Raw genomic sequence first — 16526 nt, 5'->3', positions numbered from 1 at the left:
TTTTGTGTAAAAATACCGCAATGGAAAAAATTACTCACCAAAATCTACATCCTCTACTTTCCAAAAGCCTGACCGATACCGATTTCGTCCTTATTCTCAATGCCTTAATCAAATTCCTGCGGCGCGGCGGCAAAAAACAGGCGGCAGAACGCTTCGACCTGATTATCGCCACGCTCAAACAAGACGAAGAACTCGCAAAAAATTTCAGCGGACGCTTCTACCACTGGCTCTCGCAAGTCCACATCTATCCCGCGCTGATCAAACTCGGTATCTTCTCGCGCCACAGCTTTACCCGCGAGATGGGCATACGCATCTACGAACGTTTCAGCCCGTCCTATAAGGACTTTGCCAACCTGCGCGAAGTGTTCCTCTACCTGTTCCACTCCGAAAACGACGACAAATGGCTGCAAACCCTCAGCATCCGCCAATGGTTGAGCCTGTACGACCTGATCCGCACCAGCGCCGATCCCGCCTTGCTGCAAAACGCCTGCCGCCAGTTGGTTGACGCCCGCCTGCGTGCCATCGAAATGCTGGCCATTTGGATTGCCTCCGAAGCCATCGAACCCGACCTCATCCGCATCGCCCCGCGCCTGCTCGAAGCCGATTCGCCCTTCGTCGCCCTTCAGCGCGAAACCGCCAAACTGGTCGAACACTACCGCAACGACACCACCCCTTACGACACCGCCCACCTTGAAGTCATGTTCGACCAATGTTGCAGCCAGATCGACTATCTGCGCCGAAAAGGGACGGGCGCAGGTTCAGGCTCGTCCGTCAAAGTCGCCCACCTGCTCGAACGGCTCCAGCAGACCGTAGATCGCCTGAAACTGCTCACCGACATCCAAACCGATGCCGGCAACCGCAACCGCCTGACCATTACCCTGATGAACTCCCTCATCTACGCCGCGGTCGAGCAATACAGTACCCGCCACCTGCGCCGCAGCAGCATACGCATGCTCGCCCGCAGCATTACCGAAAACAAAAGCCACCACGGCGAGCATTACATCACCCGCAACCGCAAAGAATATTTCAAAATGTTCTACTCCGCGGCAGGCGGCGGCGTCATCATCGCCCTGATGGCACTGCACAAAATCCACATCGGCACACTCGGCTTCAGCCCCTTCGTTACCTCCTTGCTGTCAGGGCTCAACTACGGCCTAGGCTTCATGCTCATCCATATGCTGCACTGCACCGTCGCCACCAAGCAGCCCGCCATGACCGCCGCCAGCTTCGCCGAACAGGTCGATCTCAACGAAGGTGGCAAAGCGGTGGACAACAAGCTCGCCAAGCTCCTTATCGACGTATGCCGCTCCCAAAGCGTCGCCGTCTTCGGCAACGTTTCCATCGCCATACTCTTGGCGTGCGCCATATCGTTCGGCTATGCCCATCTGCACCAACAGCCCATACTCGATGTCCACACCACCGCCTACCAGTTCAAATCCATAGACATCATCAATCATCCGACCCTATGGTATGCCGCTATTGCAGGCTTGTGGCTGTTCTGTTCTGGTATCATCGCAGGTTTCTTCGACAACCGCGCCGACTACCTCAACCTGCGCCAACGCCTGCCCTTCAACCCCTTGCTGCGCAAAATCATGCGCCCCAAACCCCGCCGCGTCCTCGCCGCCTACATTCACAAACACTACGGCTCGCTGGTCGGCAACTTCATCTTCGGTATGCTCTTGGGCATGACCGGCTACTTCGGACACCTCCTCGGCCTGCCGCTGGACATCCGCCATGTCGCCTTCTCCTCCGCCAACCTCGGCTATGCCGCCGTCAGCGGCAACGTCGGCTTTGGTACATTCATGCTCGGCATTTGCAGCGTCCTCGCCATCGGTTTGGTCAACCTCATCGTCAGCTTCACCCTCGCCCTCTTCGTCGCCCTGCGCTCGCGCGGCACGAAAATCGGCAGTGTCGGCAATTTGTGCAAAAGTTTCTGGCAGCAGATTAAAGCCAACCCGCTGATCTTGTTTTTCCCGGTTACGCCGGTTCAGACCAAAGAGCCGGTTAAAGAGCAGGGAGAAAAGCATTAAGGCAAGCCGACAGACGGCGCTTCAGTAATCAACCTCTTTTTCAGACGACCCCGCTATGCCCATCCTCGCTTGGAACACCCCGCCCGCCCCCGCCGAACTTGCCCGCGTGATCGAAACTCATCCCGCGCCGCTGCATCTGGTTGCCTGCCTGACCGAAAACCGCATTCCCGATTTTCCTTTTTCCGATGCCCCAACCGAGTTGGAAGGTCGTCTGAAAACCCGCCTCGACCAAGCCGTAAAATGCCTTCAGTTCAACGGCGTCAACTTTCTGGAAAGCCTGCTGCCCGACGTGCATATCTGGCTTGTCCCGCCACACTGCGCCGACAGCCTGCACGAACATTTCGACCCTATCGAATGGCAGACCGAAACCGTACCGCAAGCCGCGCCCAAGCCTGTCAAACCTTGGTTCAGACGACCCCAAGCCACCACTCCGCCCGAACACGCGGTGGTTATCGGCGCGGGCATTGCCGGCGCCGCAACCGCGCGCAAGCTGGCGGAACACGGCATGCGCGTTACCGTTTTGGAAGCGGGCAAAGCGGCTCAAGGCGGCAGCGGCAACCGCCAAGGGCTGCTCTACGCCAAAATCTCGCCGCACGACACCGAGCAAACCGAACTGCTGCTGGCCGGCTACGGCTACACCCGCCGCCTGCTGCAAGACCTTCTGCCCGATTCCGACGCATGGGGCGGCGACGGCGTGTTGCACCTCAATTTTGATGAAGCCGAACGCAAACGCAATCAGGCATTGGGTTTGCAGCAGCATCATGCCCACCTTTACCGCAGCGTGTCCACCGACGAAGCCGCGCAAATCGCAGGCATAGACGTCTTTTCAGACGGCCTCTACTGGCCGCAGGGCGTATGGCTGAACCCGCCCGCCGTCGTCCGTGCCTTACTGAATCATCCGCTGATTGCGTTGCACGAAGACACGCCCCTATCCTCCGCCGAATACGACGGCGCAAACTGGACGGCGAACACGCCGCGCGGCAGCTTCAGCGCAAGCCACATCATTTACTGCATGGGCGCGCACAGCCCAGACGCCGCCGATGCCAACGTCTCCACTCTGCCTTTCCGCCAAATCCGCGGACAAACCGGCGTAGCGGCGGCAAGCGGTTTTTCCAAACGCCTGCGCTGCGCCCTATCCGGCGAAAGCTACATCAGCCCGAGCTGGCAAGGGCAACACTGCTACGGCGCAACCTTCGTTCTCAACAGCAACGACGACGCTTGGTACCCGCACGAAGAAACTGCCAATCGCGCCGCCCTGCAACAACTCAACCCGCCATTGGCGCAATCATTGTTTGAGCAAAACTCGTTTGAGCAAAACTCTCTTTACTCGTTTTCAGACGACCTCTCTGACCCGCCGCAAGGACACGTCGCCCTGCGCTGCGACAGCCCTGACCACTTGCCCGTCGTCGGCGCACTCGGCGACATCGCCGCCATGCAGACCGTCTACGCCAAACTCTCGCTGGATAAAAACTACCGACTCGACAACATCCCCTGCCCCTACCTGCCGAACGCCTACATCAACACCGCCCACGGCACGCGCGGCCTTGCCACCGCCCCCGTCTGCGCCGCCGCCATTGCCGCCGACATCCTCGGCCTGCCTCAGCCCCTGTCCCAACGCCTGCGCACCGCCCTAAATCCAAACCGCGCCGTCATCCGCGCCATCGTGCGGCAGCAGCCTTTGCTTTGATGCGCAGGAGGTCGTCTGAAAAGCTGCCTGAGCACGCTGTCAATCGACCTCCATTTCCACTATAATGTCGCATCCCATGCCCATACGGAACAGGCCGTCTGTTTTCAGACGACCTGTTTCTTTATTTCCGCTTTTTTTTAAAATCCTACAAACACTTATGCTGCTCGACCTCAACCGCTTTTCCTTTTCCGTCTTCCTGAAAGAAGTCCGCCTGCTGACCGCCCTTGCCCTGCCCATGCTGCTGGCGCAGGTCGCGCAGGTGGGCATTGGTTTTGTCGATACCGTGATGGCGGGCGGTGCGGGTAAGGAGGATTTGGCGGCGGTGGCTTTGGGCAGCAGCGCATTTGCCACGGTTTACATTACCTTTATGGGCATTATGGCGGCGCTGAACCCGATGATTGCCCAGCTTTACGGCGCAGGTAAAACCGGTGAAGTGGGCGAAACGGGGCGGCAGGGGATTTGGTTCGGGCTGTTTTTGGGGATTTTCGGCATGGTATTGATGTGGGCGGCGATTACGCCGTTCCGCAACTGGCTGACCTTGAGCGATTATGTCGAAGGCACGATGGCGCAGTATATGTTGTTCACCAGTCTGGCGATGCCGGCGGCAATGGTGCACCGCGCCCTGCACGCCTACGCTTCCAGCCTGAACCGCCCGCGCCTGATTATGTTGGTCAGCTTCGCGGCGTTTGTGTTGAACGTGCCGCTGAACTATATTTTCGTTTACGGCAAATTCGGTATGCCCGCTTTGGGCGGCGCGGGCTGCGGACTGGCGACGATGGCGGTGTTTTGGTTCAGCGCGCTGGCGTTGTGGATTTATATCGCTAAGGAAAAATTCTTCCGCCCGTTCGGACTGTCGGCAAAATTCGGCAAACCGGATTGGGCGGTGTTCAAACAGGTTTGGAAAATCGGCGCACCCATCGGGCTGTCTTATTTTTTGGAAGCCAGCGCGTTTTCGTTTATCGTGTTTTTGATTGCGCCTTTCGGCGAGGATTATGTGGCGGCGCAGCAGGTCGGCATCAGTTTGTCGGGGATTCTCTATATGATTCCGCAAAGCGTCGGCTCGGCGGGGACGGTACGCATCGGCTTTTCATTAGGACGGCGCGAATTTTCGCGGGCGCGTTATATTTCCGGCGTGTCGCTGGTGTCGGGCTGGGTGCTCGCCGTGATTACCGTGTTTTCCTTGGTATTATTCCGTTCTCCGCTGGCAAGCATGTACAACGATGATCCGACGGTTTTAAGCATCGCCGCCACCGTCCTGCTGTTCGCCGGCTTGTTCCAACCGGCAGACTTCACCCAATGTATCGCGTCCTACGCCCTGCGCGGTTATAAAGTCACCAAGGTGCCGATGTTCATCCACGCCGCCGCCTTCTGGGGCTGCGGCCTGCTGCCGGGCTATCTGCTCGCCTACCGTTTCGATATGGGCATTTACGGCTTCTGGACAGCATTGATTGCCTCGCTCACCATCGCCGCCGTCGCCTTGGTGTGGTGCTTGGAATTGTGCAGCAGGGAGATGGTCAGATCGCATAAGGTCGTCTGAAATTTCTTTCAGACGGCCTCCATTGATATTTCATTTACGGTTTATTCACTTTTAAGGAAAAAAATGTTTTCAACTTCCATTATAGAAAAACTTGCTTACTATATTTATTGCTTGATTGACCCTAGAGACGGCAATATTTTCTATGTAGGTAAAGGCGTAGGCAATCGCGTTTTCCATCATGCCCAAGCCTCATTACAAGAAACAGAAAAGCCAAGTGATAAAATTGCCTTGATTAGGGAAATACATAAAAGCGGAAACCAACCTGTGTATTACATTCTGCGACACAACATTCAAACAGACGAACAGGCTTTTGAATATGAAGCGATGGCAATAGACCTACTCTCTTTGGTCAAGCCGAGCCAGCAGCCGCTGACTAATATTCAAGGGGGCACACATTCTTCAAAAGTAGGATTAATGGACTTTTCGGAATTAAAGCGACAATATGATGCTCAGGAATTAAAAACTGGTGAACCCATTGTTTTAATTACAATTAATAAAGAATACGAGAAACTGAAAAAAGACATTAGATCCGGAAATATTCCTGAAGCCAATAGGGATAAGGAAATTTATGAGCGCACACGGAAATATTGGAAAATCGGAAGCCGACGTGAAAAAGCAAAATATGCAGTTGCAGTCTATCGCGGCTGGACATTGGCAGTATATGAAATCGAAAGATGGATTTCTGCCGACGATATTATTCAAGGTCGTTGGATGTTTGAAGGCAAGCCGTTACCAGAAGGCTCCGACATTTATGAAGAAATCGTGAATAAGCTGACCTATTCTTCCCAAGAAAATTATAAAGCGCCCCAAAACCCCATTACCTATCGTAATTGTTAAATAGTTAGTTTTCAGACGACCTGAATCCACAAAATCACAAATCATCATGCAACCCATCCAATACCAAACCGACCTCACACCCTACAACACCTTCGGTCTTCGCGCCCAAGCCCAAGCCTTTATCGCGCTCGAACACGCCGAAGAATTGCGAGACATCGTCCGATTGCCCGAGTTCGACCGCGATACCGTTTTATGGTTAGGCGGCGGCAGCAACATCCTCTTGATGCAGGATTACGCCGGACTGGTCGTCCATATGGAAAACAAAGGCATACGCGAGATTGCGCGTTCAGACGGCCTCGTTTACATCGAAGCGCAGGCGGGCGAAATTTGGCACGATTTTGTCCTGCATACCGTCGCGCTGGGTTTGAGCGGTCTGGAAAACCTGAGCCTGATTCCGGGCACGGTCGGCGCGTCGCCCGTGCAGAACATCGGTGCATACGGCGTGGAGGCGAAAGACGTGATTCACAGCGTGCGCTGCTTCGATTTGGATACGGAAACCTTTGTCGAGCTTTCCAATGCCGACTGCCGCTTTGCCTACCGCGAAAGCCTGTTCAAGCAGGAAGGCAAAGGGCGTTATGTGATTGTTTCGGTCGTGTTCGCCCTGAAAGAGCGTTTCGAACCGAATTTGGGTTACGGCGATTTGGCAGCCGCCGTTGCCGAACTGAGCGCGGGCAGAATGCCGACGGCGAAAGACGTTTCCGATGCAGTGTGTGCAATCCGCAACAGTAAACTGCCTAATCCTAACGTACTTGGTAATGTCGGTAGTTTCTTTAAAAACCCCGTCGTCAGCGCGGAAAAAGCCGCTTCCCTGTTGCAGCAGCATCCGGATATGCCGCGCTATCCGCAGCCCGACGGCTCGGTCAAACTCGCCGCCGGCTGGCTGATCGATCAATGCCGTCTGAAAGGCTTCCAAATCGGCGGCGCGGCGGTACACGACAGGCAGGCTTTGGTTTTGGTGAACAAAAACAATGCTTCTTCAGACGACGTCCGGCAACTGGCGCAACATGTCTGCGATACAGTATTTACTCGATTTCAGGTAGAATTACACGCCGAACCCAATTGGCTGCCCGCTTCGTACAGCCTGTAAATCCAAGGAGTATGCCCGTGACCCGCATTGCAAAAACCAATACTTACACCCGCATCATCGACGCCAGCCTGACGCTCTTCAACGAGGAAGGCGAGCGCAACATCAGCACCAACCATATCGCGGCGCATTTGGGCATCAGTCCGGGCAATCTTTATTACCACTTCCGCAACAAAGACGAAATCATCGTCCAACTGTTCAAACGTTACAGCGAAGCCCTGCTGGCATACCTGAATGAAGCCGTGTTGCCGTCCGATGTGGAAGACTCCATCAACTATATGGCGGGCATTTACGACGTTATGTGGGAATACCGCTTCCTCTTCAGCGACGTGAACACCCTGCTTGCGCGCAGTGCCGAACTATTGGGCGAGCACAACACCTTCACCCAAGCCAAAGTCTCTCCGCTCTTGGTCAACCTGCTCACCCAGCTCAACGGTCTGAACATCATCCAAGCCGACCAAACCGCCATGAACGACCTCGCCGTCAATATGTGGATGGTCACGAAATACTGGTTTGACTTCGACAGCTCCCTGCGCGGGCGAACCAAGTTGACCGAAGACTCCAAAGCACGCGGCATCCGCCGTACCTTAAGTCTCCTGCGTCCCTACCTCTTGCCGGAACACCGCGAGGAATACGACCGGAAAATAGGCGGTGCGCAGTCATAATTTCCATGCCGTCTGAGCCTATTTCCAGACGGCATTCATCTATAAACATGATACATACCCCTCCTTCCGCCTCCCCCGACGTATCTATCTTAGGCCTAGGCTATCTCGGCCGTCCTTTGGCGCAAAAACTCTACGAACACGGCAGCAGCGTTGCCGCCGTCAAGCGCAGCCTGACTTCGGACGATATTAATCTGCCCATACACCTCGACACCCACGACCTCAATCAAGACGACATGTTTCAAAGCGCGAACCTTGCCCACGATACAAGCTTTTGGCGGCAACACGCCGACAAACCCGTTTGGTTCTGCCTCTTGCCGCCATCCTCGCTGACGCATTACGCCGACACCGTCAAACAATGGGCAGAACTTGCCCGAGCGTGCAACGTGCAACATCTGATTTTCACGAGCAGCACCAGTGTTTACGGCGATAAAGCGCGCGAATGCGACGAAACTTCCGCACCCGATCCGCAAACCGAGTCCGCCCGCCAAATCCTTGCTGCCGAACAATACCTGCTCGACAGCGGCGTGCCAAACATCGACATCCTGCGTCTGGGCGGGCTTTATTGCGCCGAACGCCACCCCGTCAGCCGCCTCGTTCAAAAACAAAACATCCAAGGCGGCAACCGGCCCGTCAATATCGTCCACCGCGACATCGCCGTCGAAACCCTGTTTCAGACGACCCTCCATCCAAACGGCAGACGCATCCGCAACATCGTCGAACCGCGCCACCCGACCCGCCGCGATTTCTACACCGCCGAAGCCGCCAAACTCGGTCTCCCGCCGCCCGATTTCGCACCCGACGGCACTGGCGGCGGCAAAATTGTAAATACCGTTTCCGCCGACGGATTAAGCCTGTAAAATTGGCGCTCCGCGACCGTTTCAGACAACCTTTCGGCAGCGGCAAAACCAAAACCAAAAAACACAGTCTTACTTAACAACCCCAAGCCCGAAAGTATCGAGAACACCCTATGTCCGCCCTATTTCCCGTTATCAACCACCTGATACAGCAAAATCCAGAACATCAACAAGACCTGTCCCGCCTGTCAGGCAAAACCCTGAGCCTCAACCTCGCCGGATTCGGACTGACCGGACGCATCAATCACGACGGCTTCCTCGAAACCGCCGACCAACCCGCCGACACCCTCATCACCTTCCACCAAAGCGCCATCCGCAAAATCCTGACCGGACAAGAACCCGGTGTCGGCGACATCAGCCTCGAAGGCGACCTCATGCTCGGCATGACCGTCCTGCCCATACTCGGCAGCCTGCGCTACTACGCTTCAGACGACCTCGCCCGCATCTTCGGCGACTCTCTCGCAGGCAGCATCAGCGAACGCGCCGCAAACATCGGGCAAACCGTCAAAAAAATCGGACAAAGCATAGCCGAGCAAATCAGCGACTTTTCCCGCGAACCCGAATCCCCCGTTATCGACGCCGCCACCCTGTCCGCCTGGATGGAAGAAGTGGACAAACTGCGCGACGACGTCGCCCGCCTCAACGAACGCCTCGACCGGCTCGAACGCGACATCTGGATAGACTAATTTTCAGACGACCCATGCCTATGAACAGCCCGTTTCACAACATCGGTATCGTAACCCGCCCCAATACCCCCGAAATCCAAAACACCGCCCACACCCTCATCCACTTCCTGCAGGGACACGGCCTCACCGTCTATCTGGACGAAATCGGAATAGAAGAACGCTGCATCTATGTTCAAGATACCGTCGGCTGCCACATCGTCAGCAAATCCGACTTGGGCAAACACTGCGACCTCGTCATCGTCCTCGGCGGCGACGGCACCTTCCTCTCCGTCGCCCGCGAAATCGCCCCCCGTACCGTGCCCGTTATCGGCATCAACCAAGGGCATTTAGGCTTCCTCACCCAAATCCCCCGCGAAAACATGACCGAAGAGCTGCTGCCCGTCCTCGAAGGCAAATACCTGCCCGAAGAGCGCATCCTCATCGAAGCCACACTCGTCCGCGACGGCGAAACCATCCACCGTGCCCTCGCCCTCAACGATGCCGTCATCTCACGCGGCGGCGCCGGACAAATGATCGAGTTCGAAGTCTTCATCAACCAAGAATTCGTCTATACCCAACGCTCCGACGGCCTCATCGTCTCCACCCCCACCGGCTCCACCGCCTACTCGCTTGCCGCCGGCGGCCCCATCATGCAAGCAGGATTGCACGCCTTCACCCTCGTGCCCATCTGCCCCCAATCCATGACCAACCGCCCCATCGCCATCCCCGATACTTCCGAAATCGAAATCCTCGTTACCCAAAGCGGCGACGCCCGCGTCCATTTCGACGGACAATCCTTTATCGACGTACAAAACCTCGACCGCATCATCATCCGCCGCTACCACAACCCCCTGCGCATCCTCCATCCCGCCGACTACCAATACTTCCGAACCCTGCGGCAAAAGCTGCACTGGGGCGAACAGCTCGTATAAAAACAAAAGGTCGTCTGAAACCCGATTGCCCAGTTTTCAGACGACCTCATCAACCCACAAACCCTTCCCCCATTCCCAAACCAACGCCATCCCTATCTAACAACAAACGGACAACCTAAACCCCACGTCCGCCCTTTATCAAAAACGTCCCCAATCATGAACCGACAAAAAACCTACCTCCTGCTGACCGCCCTGTTCACCCTGATTTTCATCGCACTCATCATGCTCGGCGGCTACCTGCTTTCCATCCAAAGCAAACAGTTCGCCGTCGCCGCCTTCCTGTTCGCCTTCGGCGCCGTCTTCGCCCAAATCGGCAGCCTCGCCCTCTACATCCGCCACAAAGCCCGCGCACAAATCATGCGTGAGCAACAAACCGAATCCCATTAAGGCTGGGTATTGTTCGTTATCCGTTTGCCGGTTCTACAGGCTTTACATAGGTAAAGTTTTGTTTGCCGCATTGCTCCCCCCCCCCTTGCAATTTACACTGACACCGCATACAACTTGTATGTTCTTAAATCTTTCAACCCACGGGAGTAGACTTATGAAACAAAACATCATCGTTGTCTTATTCAACATCTCCAGCGAAGCTTATCAAGCCTTTTCTGAATTGAAAGCTTACTCGCAGACAACAGATGCTTTGGTGGCACAAGCCGTTTTGATTAAAAAGGAAAATGGTCTGATTATCCCAGCAGAAAGCACCGACTTTACCGCCAATACGGTCGAAGGCACATGGACGGGCGGCCTCATTGGTTCACTGGTCGGCATTCTCGGCGGTCCTATCGGTGTTCTGTTGGGTGGAGCTACTGGCGCACTCATCGGCAGTGATGCAGGCACTGCCCAAACATTGGGAGAGGGGTTGTTGCTGGAAAATACAGCCAAAAAACTGGATAACGGCAGTACTGCAATCATTATTTTGGCGCAAGAATCCGACGAAGCTGTATTGGATGCCTTCTTCCACCGTTTCAAAACCGTTATTCTCCGGCAAGATGCAGCCGTTGCCCAACAGGACGTATTGGCAGCAATAGAAGCGCAGGAAGAAGTGGCACGTCAGGCACACGAAGCGTGGAAAAAACAGCGCAAAGCCGAGCGCAAAGAGAAAGTGGAAGCCTTCAAGGCCGACATCAAACAAAAATTCGACAAATTGGCAGCCAAGTTGAAATAACACTGCCACCAACCCAAGGTATGTAACCGCTCAAATTTTCCGTTTCGGATGCATGCCAAACCGGTTTGAGGCTACCTGAAAATCTATTTTTCAGGTAGCCTCTCCCTTTTTCATGCCCCGCCAAACCATCATGCTCACCCCGCAAAGCTGCGACCTATTCCAACGCCCATTTTTCCAGTTCGCCCAAATCCGCCAATACCAGCCCGAAACCGAAGCGCAAACCAAGCAAGGCCGACTACAAAGCCGCGTGGCAAGTGTGGCGCACGTTGGTTTTACAGGTAGCCTCACAACTGGGCGCGGGCTTTGCCCCGCCGCATATCGAACGCTGGTGCAACGGCTGGCAGCGCGACCTGGCTAGTCGAAACCCTGCACCGCCTGCTGCCAGTGTACGAAGCCTGCCACAATGTGCGGCTGTGAGCGGAAGCAAGCTTCCCCCATCTGCCGTTAAGGCTACCTGAAATCTAAAAGAAACAAACAAAACCAATGACCAAACGCCGAACCTTCCTCATTCTGACCATCCTCTTCACCCTGCTCTTCATCGCATTGGTAACGTTGGGCGCCTACCTGCTTTCCATCCAAAGCAAACAATTCGCCGTCGCCGCCTTCCTATTCGCCTTCGGCGCCGTCTTCGCCCAAATCGGCAGCCTCGCCCTCTACATCCGCCATAAAGCCCGCGCACAAATCATGCGCTCGCAACAAACCGAACCCCATTAAGGAAAACCCATGTTCGACAAAATCGTCCTCGCCAGTGGTAATGCAGGCAAACTCAAAGAATTTTCACGCCTTTTCGCCGATTTGAACATCGAAGTCCTGCCGCAATCCCAGTTCGACACGCCCGAATGCCCCGAGCCGTACCACACCTTCGTTGAAAACGCTCTCGCCAAAGCCCGCCACGCCGCCAAACACAGCGGCTTGCCCGCCCTCGCCGATGACTCCGGCATCTGCACCGCCGCATTAAACGGCGCACCCGGCGTCCTCTCCGCCCGCTATGCCGGAGCAAACCCCAAATCCGATGCAGCCAACAACAAGCGTCTTTCAGACGACCTCGCCGACCAAGCCGACAAAAGCTGCCACTACGTCTGCGTCCTCGTCCTCGTCCGCCACGAAAACGACCCGCAGCCCATTATCGCCGAAGGCATCTGGCGCGGACAATGGCAGGCAGAAGCCGCAGGGACCCACGGCTTCGGCTACGACCCGCATTTTTACCTGCCCGAACACAACTGCACCGCCGCCGAGCTTGACCCCGAAATCAAAAACGCCGAAAGCCACAGGGGGCAAGCATTGCGGGAATTATTGAAAAAAATCGAAGCCCTCTGAACAACAAAAACGTCGTCTGAAAACCCGCCACGCCGTTTTCAGACGACGTTTTTCATCCCGTTTATCCGTAAAACGCACCACCAAAGGAACAAAACTTATAAAATTTTTTCAAAAACTTATAATATCCAAAAAAACAGCAAATATCCTTACTCAAAAATCCCCATCATAAAAACATAAAACACATTCTACAAACCACTCCTTGAAGATTGATTACCGTCCGCACCCGACGGAGCGCCTGTTATAAAGACAATACAAGGAGTCATCACATGAGAAACTACCCCTTCAAAACCATCGTCGCCTGCCTCAGTATTTTGTGGCACAGCCCGCACCTGTGGGCAGCAGATGCGGCTACCCCCGACACCGCCGTCCTCGACACTATCGAAGTCCGCGGCAAACGCCTGACCAAAAACCAGAAAGGCGAAGCGCAGCAATACAGCAAAAACGTCTCCAACGCCTACCTCGGCAAAGAATACCTTGAACGCTACCGCCCCGATGCCGCCGGCGACATCCTCAAGGGGCTCAACGGCGTATACAACATGAATACGCGCAATGCGGGCAGCGCGATTACGCCCAGCATCCGCGGCATCGCCGGAAAAGGCCGCATCCCCGTTACCATTGACGGAACGGAACAGACCGTCGACGTATGGATGAACAATTACGGCGTTGCCGACAGAAACTATGTCGATCCCGCCCTGTTCCGCAGTATTGCGGTAGAAAAAGGGCCGTCGATGACCCGAGGTGTCAAATCGGGAGTAGGCGGTTCGGTCGCCATTCAAACCATCGAGCCGGAAGACATTGTTCCCGAAGGGAAAAAATGGGGTATTCAGATAAAAGGCAGTTTTTCGGGCAATACGGCCAAGCCCCGCGTTGATAATTTGCAATACCTCGGTGTTGAAGATTACCGCACCATTCCGGGCAGGCCGACGGCAGACGGGGCGGCGGGCGCAGTCGCCGGAACGTTGGAGCCTTATCAGGCACTCGATTTCCAAGAGAAAAAACCGCCGCGCAGCCGCAGCAGCAAAATCGGCAATTTCAAAGACGACCGTTCGGGCATGGTTTCGGCGGCGTTTAAAACCGATATTTCAGACGGCCTGATTGCTTACAGCGACCGCAAAAAAGGCAATTACTTCAGCGGCAAACGCGGGGCGGGCGGCTATCTGAACAATCCGGAATACGACCCGGACAATGCGGATTTCGGTAATACGGGCGCGACCATGATACCGAACATGGCGAAGCTCTACCGCCCCGGCGAAGAAGTGTTCAACAGCAATGTGGCAAGCAAAAGCCTGCTGCTGAAAAACAACTGGTATCTGCCCAATAATCAGAAAATCAGCCTCGGCCATATGCGCACCCGCGTCCGTTTCGGCGAAAACAACCCCTTTTACAACGCCATACTGCTGGGCTTCAGCAACGAGTTCAACTTCACCGGCAGGCCGCCGCTGGTCATACCCGTGCAGACGCTCAATTCCACCATCGATACCAAAAGCCACAAAATCGGCTACGAATGGAAACCCGAAGGCAGCCGCTGGATAGACTTGCAGGCCAATATTTGGCGCACAAAAACCACCAGCTCGCGCCACCAGAGCGGCGGGCCGGATTTGGCCGTTACCTACGGCGATCAGGAATACGACAAATGGGCCAACTGCTTTGTCCACAATAAAATTCCCAACGAATTTATCGGCAGACATATCAGCGAAGGCATAGGCTGCCGCGAGCTGGTTGCCGAAGGGTTGGTTCCTGCCGAAGAGCCGAAAGATCCGCCTCCTGTTCCCGGCGCATACCGCGTCAAATCAGGCGTGGAACAGCGCACCCGCGCCACCCGTACCGGCGCCGACATCAGCAACCGCATGCGCCTGACTGACAAGCTCGCCATGACCCTCTCCGCCAACGTCCAATATGAAAAACTGGACGAATCCAACCGAATCACCAACAACGACAAAGATATCTTCGACATCATCGGTGCCGCCACAGCCGCCACAGCCGTTGCCGGTCCGAGGGCGGGACGCCGCCACGAATGGGGCGCGGGAGTTGCTTTCGATTGGCAGGCAACCGACCGCCTGAACATTCAGGCAGGCATACGCTACGACAAATTCTGGGCTTACGACGATGCCTTGGCAAAAGCAAGGCGGGCGAGAAAAGATCCGTTTTATTCCGTCGATTTACAAGGAGGGAAAAGCTCGGACGGATATATACTCGGCAGCTATATCCCCTATTACGAACTGATTGCAAATAAAGAAGAAGCGGACGATGTGCGGAAAATCCTGAGAACAGAAGATGTTGACGAGTCAAATCGTCTAATAAACGAATTCCGCAACAAATACGGTTATGACTATAACGATAAAGGATATTCGATTAACGGAGAAAGGCAGACCGGCGAAGTCATCTATGCCAACGCAAACGGCGACAATCCACAGGTAGATAACCCGTCCTTCAACCACGACGAAGCCGTTTACCGGCAGAAAGAAGTCTATACACCCTATATCGACGGCAAACATCAAGGGCCGGTTTTCGCGCAAGGGCAATTTAACGAAAAAGTAAACAATCCGCAGGGATTGCAAGGCAGCTATTTTAAATATTTAACCAATGCTGCAATAGATGATGTTCAAACACCCTATCTGCAAAAAAAAGAGCGGGCGACTACGATGGGCAGTACCGGCGGCCACCGCCTCTATAAAAAACCCGCCAACGAAGACGAAGTATGGCCCTTGCCCAAACATCTGAAAGCCGGTGCATGGTCGCCCGTTATCGCTGTCAGCTACGATTTGACCGACAACAGCCGCCTGTTCGCCCGTTTCGCGCAGGCGACCCGCTTCCCCAGCATTTACGAAGCAACCACCACCAACGTCAACCTGCTGGAAGCCTACAATACCGAATTCAACCTGAAACCCGAACGCAGCACCAACTGGGAGGCAGGCTATTCATTCAATTTCACACCCTACTGGCAACGGCTGAAACACGGCAACATCCGCCTGACCTACTACAACAACACCATCAAAAACGCCATCGACATTACCGAAAACAAAAACCTGACCCAATACGACAAGAAACAGACCAGCGGCATCGAGCTGCAAAGCCGCATCGACAGCGGCAAATGGTTTGCCTCATTCGGCGCGAACTACCGCTTAAAGCAGCGCACCTGTGACAAATCGACCGCCTTCAACTACGACGTCTATAACAACCGCATCCCCGAATGTATCGACGGCGGTTTCGGCGCCACCCGTTTCTATCAAACCATGCAGCCGAAATACTCGCTCAACCTCGATGTCGGCACCCGCCGCTTCAATAACAGGCTGGAACTAGGTATGCGCGGCATCTACCACAGCACCGTCGATACCGACCAACAGGACAAACTGGCACGTCAGGGCTTGGCGCGGATTATGCAGGCATCGGGCAGACCCTACCACTGGCGTTCCGCCTTGGTATGGGACGCTTACGGACGCTACAACTTCAGCAAAAACCTGAGCATGAACTTCAGCGTCAGCAACCTCACCAACCGCTATTACCTCGACCCGATGTCCAACGTCCCCATCCCCGCACCGGGACGGGCGGTTACCGTCGGGTTTACAGGCAAATTCTGACGGGGCAATGCTTGAAAGGTCGTCTGAAAATTTCAGACGACCTCTCCAACAAAAGCTGCTATGATGCCTGCGTTTCTGCCTGCCACGAAAACGACCCGCAACCCATGATTCCCAAAAGCCTCAGGTGGAGTAAGCGTTACGGGAATTATTAAAAAAAATCAAAGCCTTATAAATCGAT

14 protein-coding genes and 1 pseudogene are annotated in these 16526 nt (G+C 55.0%); all 15 read left to right on the top strand.

Annotated features, from left to right (window positions below; translation table 11 throughout):
• Positions 1-20 precede the first annotated feature (20 nt).
• The 15 genes and pseudogenes from H3L95_RS03600 to H3L95_RS03530 all read left to right on the top strand — a co-directional run bounded on the left by H3L95_RS03600 (position 21) and on the right by H3L95_RS03530 (position 16348).
• On the top strand, positions 21-2030 hold the full coding sequence (locus tag H3L95_RS03600; protein WP_182096206.1) for a site-specific recombinase: 2010 nt from the start codon (positions 21-23) through the stop codon (positions 2028-2030).
• 55 nt (positions 2031-2085) lie between these two features.
• The gene (mnmC1, locus tag H3L95_RS03595) at positions 2086-3717 is read left to right on the top strand and encodes an FAD-dependent 5-carboxymethylaminomethyl-2-thiouridine(34) oxidoreductase MnmC1 (RefSeq protein WP_182096205.1); all 1632 of its coding nucleotides are present in this window, start codon (positions 2086-2088) and stop codon (positions 3715-3717) included.
• 157 nt (positions 3718-3874) lie between these two features.
• Positions 3875-5254 (top strand): multidrug efflux MATE transporter NorM, encoded by a 1380-nt coding sequence (gene norM, locus H3L95_RS03590; RefSeq protein WP_003756994.1) that lies wholly within the window; start codon positions 3875-3877, stop codon positions 5252-5254.
• A gap of 63 nt (positions 5255-5317) precedes the next feature.
• Complete coding sequence (locus H3L95_RS03585) at positions 5318-6091, top strand: LEM-3-like GIY-YIG domain-containing protein (RefSeq protein WP_003756991.1); 774 nt, start codon at positions 5318-5320, stop codon at positions 6089-6091.
• 46 nt (positions 6092-6137) lie between these two features.
• Positions 6138-7178 (top strand): UDP-N-acetylmuramate dehydrogenase, encoded by a 1041-nt coding sequence (gene murB, locus H3L95_RS03580; RefSeq protein ID WP_003756989.1) that lies wholly within the window; start codon positions 6138-6140, stop codon positions 7176-7178.
• 11 nt (positions 7179-7189) lie between these two features.
• Complete coding sequence (locus tag H3L95_RS03575) at positions 7190-7840, top strand: TetR/AcrR family transcriptional regulator (protein WP_003751497.1); 651 nt, start codon at positions 7190-7192, stop codon at positions 7838-7840.
• A gap of 47 nt (positions 7841-7887) precedes the next feature.
• Positions 7888-8697: an SDR family oxidoreductase gene (locus H3L95_RS03570; RefSeq protein ID WP_003756988.1), complete on the top strand. Its 810-nt coding sequence runs from the start codon at positions 7888-7890 to the stop codon at positions 8695-8697.
• 110 nt (positions 8698-8807) lie between these two features.
• Positions 8808-9380 carry a ubiquinone biosynthesis accessory factor UbiJ gene (locus tag H3L95_RS03565; protein ID WP_003756986.1) on the top strand — a complete coding sequence of 191 codons (573 nt, stop codon included), beginning with the start codon at positions 8808-8810 and terminating at the stop codon, positions 9378-9380.
• Between the two features lie 20 nt (positions 9381-9400).
• On the top strand, positions 9401-10291 hold the full coding sequence (locus H3L95_RS03560; protein WP_003756985.1) for an NAD(+) kinase: 891 nt from the start codon (positions 9401-9403) through the stop codon (positions 10289-10291).
• Positions 10292-10447: 156 nt separating this feature from the next.
• A complete protein-coding gene (locus H3L95_RS03555; protein WP_019270290.1) occupies positions 10448-10678 on the top strand; it encodes an NGO_0222 family membrane protein in 231 nt (76 codons plus the stop codon).
• 154 nt (positions 10679-10832) lie between these two features.
• Complete coding sequence (locus tag H3L95_RS03550) at positions 10833-11453, top strand: DUF1269 domain-containing protein (protein WP_003741838.1); 621 nt, start codon at positions 10833-10835, stop codon at positions 11451-11453.
• 130 nt (positions 11454-11583) lie between these two features.
• A pseudogene (locus H3L95_RS03545) lies at positions 11584-11797 on the top strand (HI_0552 family protein); the annotation flags it as partial.
• Between the two features lie 139 nt (positions 11798-11936).
• The gene (locus tag H3L95_RS03540) at positions 11937-12167 is read left to right on the top strand and encodes an NGO_0222 family membrane protein (RefSeq protein WP_003741840.1); all 231 of its coding nucleotides are present in this window, start codon (positions 11937-11939) and stop codon (positions 12165-12167) included.
• 9 nt (positions 12168-12176) lie between these two features.
• On the top strand, positions 12177-12770 hold the full coding sequence (rdgB, locus tag H3L95_RS03535; protein WP_003756980.1) for an RdgB/HAM1 family non-canonical purine NTP pyrophosphatase: 594 nt from the start codon (positions 12177-12179) through the stop codon (positions 12768-12770).
• Between the two features lie 266 nt (positions 12771-13036).
• Positions 13037-16348 (top strand): TonB-dependent receptor domain-containing protein, encoded by a 3312-nt coding sequence (locus H3L95_RS03530; protein ID WP_003756978.1) that lies wholly within the window; start codon positions 13037-13039, stop codon positions 16346-16348.
• The last annotated feature ends 178 nt before the right edge of the window (positions 16349-16526 follow it).

The organism is Neisseria sicca (assembly GCF_014054945.1).
GTDB lineage: Bacteria > Pseudomonadota > Gammaproteobacteria > Burkholderiales > Neisseriaceae > Neisseria > Neisseria sicca.
The sequence above is the reverse complement of the archived record's forward strand: the minus strand, read 5'-3'. Positions and strand labels throughout refer to the sequence as shown.